The sequence below is a fragment of the Roseivivax marinus genome (assembly GCF_900109705.1).
In the GTDB taxonomy this organism is placed as follows: Bacteria; Pseudomonadota; Alphaproteobacteria; order Rhodobacterales; family Rhodobacteraceae; genus Roseivivax; species Roseivivax marinus.
On the sequence record NZ_FOAI01000002.1, the window covers coordinates 59,485 to 70,274 of the forward strand.

Here is a 10,790-nt window from a genome sequence, read left to right on the forward strand (position 1 = left end):
TCACTCGCACGGGTAGAGCACGCGCTCGCCGCCCTCGTCGGGAAGGGCGATGACGACGCCGCCGCCGTCCGGCGCGCGCGAAATGCCCAGCACGAGATCGAACCGCTCGCCGTCCTCGGCGCAGGCCGCCACCAGGGTGCCGGTCTGGATGCCGGCGATCTGGCAGGTCGCGCCGCGGTAGGCGAGGTGTCCGGGCAGGATGGCGAAGCGATCCTCGGGCACGCTCTGGTCGCCGGCCACGTGCGCGCAGCCAGCCTCGGTTCCAAGCACCGCCTGAGCCTGTGCCGATGTCGCGGCGCAAAGCGCCGCGAGGATCGCGAGCGTGCGCATCACACGCCCGAGGGGATGTTGAGCGGGTCGCGGTGGATTTGCTTGGGCGCGGTCAGCGCCTTCCACTTCGACAGCGCCGCGTGCGCTGACGGGAAGGCCGGGCGCGGGACGAACTTGCCGCGGCCGGGCTGCGGCTGGCTGTTCTGGCCCCAGGCCCAGATCACCTCGCCGCGGCTCAGGGTGTAGCGCGGCTGCGCCGTCACCTCGAAGCCCTCGAACACGTTGTAGTCCAGGATCGAGTGGTGGTTCGACGCGCTGATCGTCTTCTTGATCGATGGGTCCCAGACCACCAGGTCGGCATCCGCGCCTTCGACGATCGCGCCCTTCCGGGGATAGATGTTGAGGATCTTCGCCACGTTCGAGGATGTCACCGCGACGAACTCGTTCATCGTCAGGCGGCCGGTCTCGACCCCCTGGGTCCAGAGCACGCCGAGACGTTCCTCGAGCCCGTTCGAGCCGTTCGGGATCTTGGTGAAGTCGTCCACGCCCATGCGCTTCTGCTCGGTCGAGAAGGCGGCGTGGTCGGTGGCCACCACCTGCAGGCTGCCCGCCTGCAGACCGGCCCAGAGCGAATCCTGGTGCTGCTTGTTGCGGAACGGCGGGGACATCACACGGCGCGCGGCGTGGTCCCAGTCGGTGTTGAAATATTCGCTCTCGTCGAGCGTCAGGAACTGCGCCAGCGGCTCGCCGTAGACGCGCATCCCCTTCTGGCGCGCGCGCCGGATCGCCTCGTGCGCCTGTTCGCAGGAGACGTGCACGATGTAGAGCGGCACGCCGGCGGCATCGGCGATGGTGATCGCGCGGTTGGCGGCCTCGCCCTCGAACTCGGGCGGACGGGAATACGCGTGGCCCTCGGGGCCTGTGATGCCCTGCTCGAGCATCTGCTGCTGCATGTCGGCCACCAGGTCGCCGTTCTCTGCGTGGACCATCGGCAGCGCGCCCAGCTCCTTGCAGCGCTTGAACGAGGCGAACATCTCGTCGTCCTCGATCATCAGCGCGCCCTTGTAGGCCATGAAGTGCTTGAACGAGTTGACGCCCATGTCGACGGCGTCCTTCATCTCGTTGAAGATGCTCTCGTTCCAGCCGGTCACCGCGCAGTGAAAACCGATGTCCGAGCAGATCTGGGGGCCCGACTTGCGGTGCCACTCGTTGATCGCGTTCTTGATCGAGCCGTCCGCGCCGGGCAGCACGAAATCGATGGTCATGGTGGTACCGCCGCAGGCAGCTGCCCATGTTCCGGTCTCGAACGTCTCGGCCGCAGTGGTGCCCATGAAGGGCATTTCCATGTGGGTGTGCGGGTCGATGCCGCCGGGAATGACGTAGGCGCCCTCGGCGTCGATGGTCTCGTCGCCCTTTAGGTCCGCGCCGATCTGCTTGATCGTCTCGCCCTCGATGAGGATGTCTGCCTTGTAGGTGCGATCGGCGGTCACGATCGTGCCGTTCTTGATGACCTTGGTCATGGTATCTCCCTGTCTGTTCGTCCGGCGCGCGTTCGGGCGCGTCCTGTATGTTGTGCCCCGGCGCCGCGGTCTTGCCCGCGGCGCGGGATCAGCCGTCGATATCCACGCAGACGGGGGCCCCGTTCGCGTCGCGCACGGTCTCGGCCGTGCTGGCGCCTTCGGACATGACGGCCTGGCAGCCGTTCTCGTCGATGACCAGCGTGGCGCCCTCGACGTCTTCGATCAGCGTGGTGCCGCCCACCTGCCGGATGCCCGGCTCACCGCCCGAGAACCGCGCCCCGCCGCAGGCGGCGAGGCTGAGCGCGAGGATCGCGAGGCCCAGCGTGCGGACGGCGCGTGCGGATGTCATTCGACGATCTCCGCCGTCTCGACCACCGCGTGCAGAAGGACGTCGGCGCCGGCCGTGGCCCACTCCTTGCTGATCTCCTCGGCCTCGTTGTGCGACAGGCCGTCGACACAGGGGCACATGACCATCGCGGTCGGCGCCACCTGGTTGATCCAGCAGGCGTCGTGCCCGGCGCCCGAGACGATGTCGCGGTGCGAGTAGCCCAGCCGCTCGGCCGCGTCGCGCACGGCCGAAACGCAGGCCTCGTCGAAGGTGACCGGATCGAAGTGGCCCACGGGCTCGATCTCGATCCCGAGACCGAGGTCCTTCGCGATGTCCGCCGCCTCGCTCTCGAGACGCGCGCGCATGGAGTTGAGCTTGTCGAGATCGGGCGAGCGGAAGTCGATCGTGAAGACCGCCTTGCCCGGAATCACGTTGCGCGAATTCGGGTATACGTTGGCCTGCCCCACCGCCCCCACGGCGTTCGGCAGGTGATCCATGGCGATCTTGTGCACGGCTTCGGTGATCCGCGCCATGCCCAGGCCTGCATTGACCCGCATCTCCATCGGGGTGGAGCCCGTATGCGCGTCCTTGCCGGTCAGCGTGACCTGCAGCCACCACAGGCCCTGCCCGTGGGTGACGACGCCGATATCCTTCTTCTCGGCCTCGAGGATCGGGCCCTGTTCGATGTGCAGTTCGAAGAAGGCGTGCATCTTGCGGTCGCCGACGGGCTCCTCGCCGCGCCAGCCGATGCGGTCGAGTTCGTCGCCGAAGCGCTTGCCTTCGGCATCCTCGCGGGCCTCGGCCCAGTCCTGCGCGTGGACGCCCGCGAAGACGCCCGAGGCCAGCATGGCCGGGGCGAAGCGGGTGCCCTCCTCGTTGGTCCAGTTGGTAACCACGATGGGGTGCCTGGTCTTGATCCCGAGATCGTTGAGCGAGCGCACCAGCTCGAGGCCGCCGAGCACACCCAGCACGCCGTCGTACTTGCCGCCCGTCGGCTGCGTGTCGAGGTGGCTGCCCACGTAGACCGGAAGCGCGTCGGGATCGGTGCCCTCGCGACGGGCGAACATGTTGCCCATGGTGTCGAGCCCCATCGTGCAGCCCGCGTCCTCGCACCAGGACTTGAACAGGGCGCGGCCCTCGGCGTCCTCGTCGGTCAGCGTCTGGCGGTTGTTGCCGCCCGCGACGCCCGGCCCGATCTTCGCCATTTCCATGAGGCTGTCCCACAACCTGTCGCCATCGATGCGGAGGTTTTCTCCCGGTGCTGCCATGTCACATCCTGTTGTCGCTTCGGTCCGTCGCGCTTGACCGCGCGGGCCGTGGTTTTTTACCATTTGGTCAAGGCACGATTGCAACCGGCCCGTGAGCTGTCAAGGAACGCGTCCACCGCGTCGCACCCGGATCGGCGGAAACTTCCGCAGAGTGCATAATGAACGCGCAGCGAGGATTCGACCATGAGCCCGCATGATGGCCCCCTCGGCGAGTCGACGGACGGCGAAGCGGATCGCCCCCGCCCGCGCAGCCGAATCCAGAAGCGCAACCGAGCCCGTATCCTCGACGCCGCGCTCGACGTGTTTTCGGCGCAGGGCTTTCGCGGTTCGACGCTGGACCAGATCGCCGACGGCGCCGGCATGTCCAAGCCCAACGTGCTTTACTACTTCGACGGCAAGGAGGCGATCCACGTCTCGCTTCTGAACGCGCTGATGGACCGGTGGCTGGACCCCTTGCGCACGCTTCAGGACACCGACGCGCCGCTCGACGCGCTCATGGACTACGTCCACGCCAAGCTCGACATGAGCTTCACCATGCCCCGAGAAAGCCGCCTGTTCGCAAGCGAGGTGCTGCAGGGCGCTCCGCGGATGTCGCCGCACCTGGAAAGCGACCTGCGCCCGCTGCTCGACGAAAAGTGCGCGCTGATCGGCCGCTGGATGGAGGCGGGCCGCATCGCCCGCACCGATCCGCGCCACCTGGTGTTCTCGATCTGGGCGGTGACGCAGCACTATGCCGACTTCGAAGCGCAGGTGCGGGTTCTGGACGACGGCCCGGTGCGCAAGGCCGCCGAGGCGCATGTGGACACGCTCTTCCGGCGGCTCCTCACGCCGTGACGCGGAGACGTGACGGCGATAGCGCCAATCCGCCCTAAAATATGATTCCCAAAGACAAGTTCGGCGGATAGTCTGATCCGAACGCAGGGGATCGTGCCGATGAAGACGGGGGCCGAGGTGATCGAAGCTCAGCATAGCGCGGACACCACGTTCGCCGACGCCGACATCCGGCGCGACCGCGACCGGTTCCTGCGCGAATTGCTGCACGAACTGGCGGGCGTGCTCGAAGATCACGTGGGCCTCGAAGAGGCTGCAGGATACGTCGCGCGCGTGGGCGAGCGCATCGGCCGCACCATGAACAACGAATATCGCGACGCTGCCGGCACCGATCGGCTGGACCCGACGCAGGTGGCCGCGGCGCTGGTCGACCTCAAGCGCCGGATCGAAGGCGGGTTCTCGGTCGAGAGTATCGGCGAAGACGAGATCGTCCTCGTCAATACCGCCTGCCCGTTCGGCGAACACGTCGTTGGGCGCCGATCCTTGTGCATGATGACGTCCAACGTCTTCGGCCGCATCGCCGCCGAGAACCTCGGCTACGCACGGGTGGAACTCGAGGAGGCCATCGCCCGTGGGCATTCCCGCTGCCGGGTGGTGATTCACATGCACGAAGGCGACGCGGGCCTGGAGTACCGCCGGGCCTGAGCGACCACGACAGCCTCGATCGTTTACGGCCGCTTTACCGGCTTGGAAGGTGCTGCCGGAATGCAGGTATTCCGCTCAGCCTCTCCGCGCACCCCGACCCGAATGGCCGAGCAGTGGCTCGGACAGTTCTTCGCGGCGCGGACCGTCCGTCGCGGCGGCGTTGTCCGACGCGCCACCCGGGACGTGGAGCGCATGGTCGGCTGTCGTGCTTTCCGCGAGGCCGTCCGAGAGCGCGGGTTCCACCTCGTGGAATGCGGCGACCAGTTCGTCGTGCTGTGCTCTACCGACAAGCTGGTCGTCCATTTCTGACTGGGCCCACGATTTTAGCTAAAATCGTGGGCCGTCGGCCTCGGCGCGCAGATTTTTAACTAAAAATCTGCGCCGCCCCGGTCACTCGGCAGCCTTGACCGCCATCGGGTTGTTCGGATGCGTGGTCCAGTTGGCGTACTCGCCCGACACCGTGCGGCCCGTGCGCGGATCAACCTCGCCCGGCGCCAGTTCGACCATCGAGATGCAGTTCTCCACCGGGCAGACATCCACGCAGAGATTGCAGGCCACGCATTCCTCGTCGATCACCTCGAAGACACGGCCCGGCTTCATCGCGATCGCCTGGTGGGACGTGTCCTCGCAGGCGGCGTAGCAGCGCCCGCACTGGATGCACGCCTCCTGGTCGATCCGCGCCTTGGTGACGTAGTCGAGGTTCAGGTACTGCCAGTCGGTCACGTTCGGCACCGCGCGGCCCACCACCTCGGAGACGGAGGCATAGCCCTTCTCGTCCATCCACGCCGACAGGCCGCGCTTCATTTCCTCGACCACGCGGAAGCCGTAGGTCATCGCGGCGGTACAGACCTGGACCGAGCCGCAGCCGAGCGAGATGAACTCCGCCGCATCGCGCCAGGTGGTCACGCCACCGATGCCCGAGATCGGCAAGCCTCGGGTCTCGGCGTCGCGCGCGATCTCCGACACCATCGAGAGCGCGATCGGCTTCACCGCCGGGCCGCAATAGCCGCCGTGACTCCCCTTGCCGTCGATCGTCGGTTGCGGCGCCATCTGGTCGAGGTCGACACTGGTGATCGAGTTGATCGTGTTGATCAGGCTGACCGCGTCTGCGCCGCCGTTCTTCGCCGCCTGCGCCGGCTTGCGGATGTCGGTGATGTTGGGCGTCAGCTTCACGATCACCGGCTTGTCGTAGTACGTCTTGCACCACCGGGTGACCATCTCGATGTACTCGGGCACCTGGCCCACGGCGGCGCCCATGCCGCGCTCGCTCATCCCGTGGGGACAGCCGAAGTTCAGCTCGATCCCGTCGGCGCCGGTCTCGGCCACGCGCGGCAGGATCGCCTTCCACGCCTCCTCTTCGCACGGCACCATGATCGAGGCGATCAGCGCGTGGTCGGGGTAGTCCGCCTTCACCCGCGCCATTTCCTCGAGATTGGTCTCGAGCGGCCGGTCCGTGATCAGTTCGATGTTGTTAAGACCCAGGAGCCGCCGGTCGGCGCCGTAGATCGCGCCGTAGCGCGGGCCGTTCACGTTCACCACCGGTGGCCCTTCGGCACCCAGCGTCTTCCAGACCACGCCGCCCCAGCCGGCCTCGAAGGCGCGGCGGACATTGTATTCCTTGTCGGTGGGCGGCGCCGAGGCCAGCCAGAACGGGTTGGGGCTCTTGATGCCCACGAAGTCGGTCGTCAGATCGGCCATGTCGAAATCTCCCTGCCGGGGCGCGGTCCATGCCGCGCGGGGTTGGTCGCCGCCTCAGGCGGTCTTTTGATGGGTGTCGCAGGCGAAGGCGGAGCGGCCGCCCACCTTCGACTTGCGGATCGTGCCGCCACAGGCCGGACAGTCGGCCCCGTCCGTGCGGTGCGGGAACAGCCAATCGCCCGGAATCGTCCCGTAGTCGGCATTGTTGTCGAGAAGATGCGACAGAACGTGCCGCATCTCGCTGTAGAGTTGCCCGAGCGTATCGTCAGACAGCCGGTTCGCCGCCGCGTCGGGCGCGACCCCCGCGCGGAAGAGCGTCTCGTCGGACCACAGGTTGCCCAGACCGGCGATCTTGGTCTGCGCCATGAGGGCGGACTTGACCGCACCCTTCGTGCCCCCGATCACCTCGGCGAAACCATCCGCCCCGATCTCCATCGCGTCGGGGCCGAGGCCCGTCTCGGCGATGTAGGACTCGGGATCCTCGATGACCTCGAGCACGCCGAACTTGCGCGGATTGCGGAAGGCCAGCCTTCGATCACCTTCGAACACGAAGGTGACCTTGGCGTAGTCCGGCGCCTCCCCGTCCGCGTCGAACGGGCGCAGGGACCCGGTCATGCCGAGCCGAACAGCGATCCACGGCCCCGTCTTCGACCCGGCGAAGATCGCCTTGCCGTGGCGCCGCGTCTCGGTGAATCGGTGCCCGACGAGACGCTCTCGCGCGTTCCCGCCGGGCAGGTTCATGTGCGAGACCTCGCCGTACTCGACCGCCTCTATGGTGCGGTTGAGGCAGTGATCGGCCACCTTTCGGCGGCTCTTCTCGCACTCGGGCAGCTCGGGCACCCGCTCAGGCCTCCGCGCCGCGGGCCGCCTCGCCCAGCACGGCGCCGGTGGCGGCGAGCGTGGCGCCGGTCAGCTCGGCGTGGATGTCCTCGGCTGCGTCACGGCCCTCGGCCACGGCGACCACGGTCAGGTCGTCGCCCTTGGTGCAGTCGCCACCGGCCCAGACCTTGGCCATCGTGGTGCGCCCGGCCTCGGTCACGCGCAGCTTGCTGCCGTCGAGGTCGAGCCCCGCCGCAGGCACGAAGGCCTGGCCGATGGCGCGGAACACCTGGTCGGCGGGCAGGCGCATGGTTTCGCCGGTGCCGCGCAGGCCGGAGCCGTCGTCGGCGGTGTATTCCAACTCGATCTCGGTCGCCGCGCCGTTGCCGTGGATCGCCTTGGGCTGCGCGTTGCAGACGATCCGCACACCCTTGGAGGCCGCGAGATCCTGCTCGAACTCGGACGCACCCATGCGGTCGCGCGACCGGCGATAGGCGATGGTGACGTTTTCTGCGCCCAGAAGCTTGGCTTGCACGCCGGCGTCGATGGCGGTCATGCCGCCGCCGATCACCACCACGTTGCGACCCACCGGCAGCGACGTAAGGTCGGACGCCTGGCGCAGGTCGGCGATCCACGAGACCGCGTTCTCGACGCCGTCGCGTTCGTCGCCCTCGATCCCGAGCGCGTTCACGTCGGCAAGTCCAACCCCGAGGAACACCGCGTCGAACTCGGATGCCAGGCCTTCGACCGACAGGTCGGAGCCGAGCGCGCGGCCGTACTCGATGGTGATTCCGCCGATCTCGAGCAGCCAGTTCACCTCGCGCTGCGCGAAACCGTCCACGGACTTGTAGGCGGCGATGCCGTACTCGTTGAGGCCGCCGGGACGCTCGCGCGCCTCGTAGATCGTGACGTCATGCCCCTTGGTCGCGAGGCGATGCGCGCACGACAGGCCCGCGGGACCCGCGCCGACGACCGCAACGCGCTTGCCGGTCGAGCGTGCCCGCGTGAACGGGTGTCCCTGCCGGGCCATCACCGAATCCGTGGCGTGTCGCTGGAGGCGGCCGATCTCGACCGGCTTGCCTTCCGCGATCTCGCGCACGCAGGCGCCCTCGCAGAGGTCTTCGGTCGGGCAGACCCGCGCGCACATGCCGCCAAGGACGTTCTGCTCGAGGATCGTCTCGCCCGCGGCCTCGGACTGCCCGTTCGCGATCTGGCGGATGAAGAGGGGGATATCGATCTCGGTCGGACACGCTTCGACGCAGGGCGCGTCGTAGCAGAAGTAGCAGCGGTCGGCGGCCACCCGCGCCTCGTGCAGGTCGAGGGCTGGATGCAGGTCGGCGAAGTTCGACGCGATCTCCTGGGGCGCAAGCCGTCCGGCGGCAATGCCTGGGGTCAACGGGTCGGGCATGAATACCTCCGGTTGTTCTGTTCTCCCGGAACCGTGCCACGAAAAAATTTTTTATCAAACGGTAAATTTTAGGCGACGCGCGAACTGGGACCGATGCCCCCGCAGCGGGCTCATCTGGGGGTAAGTCGGGCATCCATCCACAACTTAATGCGGTTGTGGTCAAATTATCGCTTTACAGGCTGCGAAGAGCACAGGCACGATATGTGGTAAGGGCTCAGTGAATGATCGCTGACCCTAGAGCAGGCACCAAGCGCTTGGGGGCGCTGCCAGCCCCGAGCGCGACAACAAATGAGGTTGGCGCCATGGCACTGTCCGAGCAGTTCCTCGAAGAGGACATTCACCCGATCGACATCGTCGAGCACCTGGCCGAGCACAACGACTGGGATTTCGACCGCGTCGGAGACGACCAGATCGCCATGGCGGTCGAAGGCCAGTGGCGCACCTACTCGATCACGCTGGCATGGTCCGCCTTCGACGAAACGCTGCGGCTGATCTGCACCTTCGAGATGGAGCCACCGGCCGAGCGGATGCCGGCACTCTACGAGGGTCTGAACCGGGTCAACGACCAGTGCTGGGCGGGCGCCTTCTCGTTCTGGGCCGAACAGTCGCTGATGGTCTATCGCTACGGGCTGGTGCTCGCAGGCGGGGGCATCGCGAGCCCCGACCAGATCGACACGATGATCGCCGCATCCGTTATGTCCGCAGAGCGCTACTACCCGGCCTTCCAGCTGATGGCCTGGTCCGACCGCACGCCGAAGGACGCGCTTCAGGTCGCCATTGCGGAGGCCTACGGGCGCGCCTAACATCGGGCCCCGGAACTGGGAAATCGTCCGGGGCATCATCATGAAAGACACCGAAATCGCACGCCGCGGACTGCTCGTCGTGGGCTGTGGCAAGATGGGATCGGCCATGCTCGAGGGCTGGCTCTCGCGCGGCCTTCCGCCGGAGGCCGTGTGGGTGCGCGATCCGCAGCCGTCCGACTGGCTGTCCGAGCAGGGCGTTCACCTGAATGACGGGCTGCCGGACGATCCGGCGGTGGCGCTTCTGGCCGTGAAGCCGCAGACCATGCGCGATGCCCTGCCCGCGCTCGCCACCTTCGCTGGCGGAAGCACGCTTTTTCTGTCGATCGCCGCAGGCGTGTCGCTGGGCACTTACGAGGGAATGCTCGGAGAGAGCAGCCCGATCGTCCGAGCAATGCCCAACACCCCCTCGGCCATCGGGCGCGGGATCACCGCCATCGTCGGAAACGTGTCGGCCACCGACACCGATCTCGACACCGCCGAACTGCTGCTGTCGAGCGTGGGCGAGGTCGTGCGCCTCGAGGACGAGGCCCAGATCGACGCGGTGACCGGCGTGTCGGGCTCTGGCCCGGCTTACGTCTTTCACATGATCGAATGCCTCGCCGCGGCCGGCGAGGCCGAGGGGCTGTCCCGCGACCTTGCGCTGCAACTCGCCCGAGCCACCGTTGCTGGCGCAGGCGCGCTGGCGCAGGAAACCGGCACCGCGCCCGGCACCCTGCGCGAGAACGTCACCAGCCCCAACGGCACCACGGCGGCGGGCCTGTCCGTGCTGATGGACGAGGAAGCCGGCCTGCCGCCTCTGATCCGGCGGACCGTGGGCGCCGCCGCCGATCGTGCGCGGGAGCTTGGCCGTGACGGATGAGATCGGCATAGACGATTTCATGAAGGTCGACATCCGCGCGGGCCGCATCGTCCGCGCGGAGCCCTTCCCCGAGGCGCGCAAGCCCGCGATCCGCCTCTGGATCGACTTCGGGGCGGAACTGGGGGAAAAGGCGTCCTCGGCGCAGGTTACCGATCACTACGCACCCGATACCCTCGTGGGACGTCAGGTCATGGCGGTGGTCAACCTGCCACCGCGGCAGATCGGGCCGATGCGGTCCGAGGTGCTTGTGCTTGGGGTGTCAGACGACGCGGGCGGTATCGTTCTGATCGCCCCCGACAAGGAGGTCGCGCCGGGTCAGAGGATGCACTGAGCGCGCGGCC

Annotated in this window: 13 protein-coding genes; 6 read left to right on the top strand and 7 right to left on the bottom strand. The window is 67.5% G+C overall.

Annotated elements, in window-relative coordinates; genetic code table 11:
- The 4 genes from BMX29_RS02865 to BMX29_RS02880 all read right to left on the bottom strand — a co-directional run bounded on the left by BMX29_RS02865 (position 1) and on the right by BMX29_RS02880 (position 3,386).
- On the bottom strand, positions 1 to 330 hold the full coding sequence (locus tag BMX29_RS02865) for a hypothetical protein (RefSeq protein ID WP_092810262.1): 330 nt from the start codon (positions 328 to 330) through the stop codon (positions 1 to 3).
- Entirely contained in the window at positions 330 to 1,790 is a 1,461-nt protein-coding gene (gene hydA, locus BMX29_RS02870; protein WP_092810264.1) for a dihydropyrimidinase, read from the bottom strand. Before hydA ends, BMX29_RS02865 begins: the two co-directional genes overlap by 1 nt.
- 88 nt (positions 1,791 to 1,878) lie before the next feature.
- Positions 1,879 to 2,139, bottom strand: coding sequence for a hypothetical protein (locus BMX29_RS02875; protein WP_092810266.1), 261 nt, complete (start codon positions 2,137 to 2,139; stop codon positions 1,879 to 1,881).
- Positions 2,136 to 3,386 carry a Zn-dependent hydrolase gene (locus tag BMX29_RS02880; protein ID WP_092810268.1) on the bottom strand — a complete coding sequence of 417 codons (1,251 nt, stop codon included), beginning with the start codon at positions 3,384 to 3,386 and terminating at the stop codon, positions 2,136 to 2,138. Before BMX29_RS02880 ends, BMX29_RS02875 begins: the two co-directional genes overlap by 4 nt.
- 183 nt (positions 3,387 to 3,569) lie before the next feature.
- On the opposite strand from BMX29_RS02880, the gene BMX29_RS02885 reads away from it, so the two are divergent.
- From BMX29_RS02885 to BMX29_RS02895, 3 genes are all read left to right on the top strand, one after another.
- The gene (locus BMX29_RS02885; protein ID WP_092810270.1) at positions 3,570 to 4,220 is read left to right on the top strand and encodes a TetR family transcriptional regulator C-terminal domain-containing protein; all 651 of its coding nucleotides are present in this window, start codon (positions 3,570 to 3,572) and stop codon (positions 4,218 to 4,220) included.
- A 99-nt stretch (positions 4,221 to 4,319) separates the two neighbouring features.
- Positions 4,320 to 4,862, top strand: coding sequence for a methanogen output domain 1-containing protein (locus BMX29_RS02890; RefSeq protein ID WP_092810272.1), 543 nt, complete (start codon positions 4,320 to 4,322; stop codon positions 4,860 to 4,862).
- A 60-nt stretch (positions 4,863 to 4,922) separates the two neighbouring features.
- Positions 4,923 to 5,171 carry a hypothetical protein gene (locus BMX29_RS02895; RefSeq protein ID WP_244889130.1) on the top strand — a complete coding sequence of 83 codons (249 nt, stop codon included), beginning with the start codon at positions 4,923 to 4,925 and terminating at the stop codon, positions 5,169 to 5,171.
- Positions 5,172 to 5,252: 81 nt separating this feature from the next.
- Here BMX29_RS02895 and preA read toward each other — a convergent pair whose 3' ends face one another.
- Genes preA through BMX29_RS02910 form a run of 3 tightly spaced genes read right to left on the bottom strand, consistent with a single transcriptional unit; the run spans position 5,253 to position 8,787 of the window.
- Entirely contained in the window at positions 5,253 to 6,560 is a 1,308-nt protein-coding gene (preA, locus tag BMX29_RS02900; protein ID WP_043843092.1) for an NAD-dependent dihydropyrimidine dehydrogenase subunit PreA, read from the bottom strand.
- 54 nt (positions 6,561 to 6,614) lie between these two features.
- Positions 6,615 to 7,400, bottom strand: coding sequence for an Fpg/Nei family DNA glycosylase (locus tag BMX29_RS02905; protein ID WP_092810276.1), 786 nt, complete (start codon positions 7,398 to 7,400; stop codon positions 6,615 to 6,617).
- Between the two features lie 4 nt (positions 7,401 to 7,404).
- Positions 7,405 to 8,787 carry an NAD(P)-dependent oxidoreductase gene (locus tag BMX29_RS02910; protein WP_092810278.1) on the bottom strand — a complete coding sequence of 461 codons (1,383 nt, stop codon included), beginning with the start codon at positions 8,785 to 8,787 and terminating at the stop codon, positions 7,405 to 7,407.
- A gap of 302 nt (positions 8,788 to 9,089) precedes the next feature.
- On the opposite strand from BMX29_RS02910, the gene BMX29_RS02915 reads away from it, so the two are divergent.
- Genes BMX29_RS02915 through BMX29_RS02925 form a run of 3 tightly spaced genes read left to right on the top strand, consistent with a single transcriptional unit; the run spans position 9,090 to position 10,780 of the window.
- Positions 9,090 to 9,590 (top strand): type III secretion system chaperone family protein, encoded by a 501-nt coding sequence (locus BMX29_RS02915; protein ID WP_043843090.1) that lies wholly within the window; start codon positions 9,090 to 9,092, stop codon positions 9,588 to 9,590.
- Between the two features lie 40 nt (positions 9,591 to 9,630).
- Complete coding sequence (gene proC, locus BMX29_RS02920; protein ID WP_092810280.1) at positions 9,631 to 10,449, top strand: pyrroline-5-carboxylate reductase; 819 nt, start codon at positions 9,631 to 9,633, stop codon at positions 10,447 to 10,449.
- Positions 10,439 to 10,780, top strand: a complete 342-nt coding sequence (locus tag BMX29_RS02925) for a tRNA-binding protein (RefSeq protein WP_092810282.1) — start codon at positions 10,439 to 10,441, stop codon at positions 10,778 to 10,780. The genes proC and BMX29_RS02925 overlap by 11 nt, the downstream gene beginning before the upstream one ends.
- Positions 10,781 to 10,790: the final 10 nt, after the last annotated feature.